The 296-nt window shown below is 62.2% G+C and carries 1 pseudogene; it reads right to left on the bottom strand.

The features are described from left to right. Positions 1-85: 85 nt before the first annotated feature. Positions 86-296 (bottom strand): annotated as a pseudogene (locus NE591_RS14810) (ornithine cyclodeaminase); the annotation flags it as partial.

Here is a 296-nt window from a genome sequence, read left to right on the forward strand (position 1 = left end):
GCGTCTAGTATTTCCGATTGGTAACAAGCCCATGGGAAAAAGCACTACGGCGCAGAATTAACTCTAAACCACCTGAGAATACCTTCTAGAGCTCTGCCACGGTGCCAAGTCCGCGCCTCTCGGCAGCGTCCAGGGCGATCTTGGCACAGGCAATGTCAAGCAGCGCGGTGCCCGCCGAGTCGAAGACCGTGACGTCCTCGGCGCTCGTGCGGCCCGGCACCTTCCCCACCAGCACGTCTCCCAGCTCGCCGAGCACATTATCCAGGCCGAAGGCGCCCTCAGCCAGTCCGCGCTCG

The sequence above is a fragment of the Adlercreutzia sp. DFI.6.23 genome, from assembly GCF_024462535.1.
Classification (GTDB): Bacteria; Actinomycetota; Coriobacteriia; order Coriobacteriales; family Eggerthellaceae; genus Adlercreutzia; species Adlercreutzia rubneri.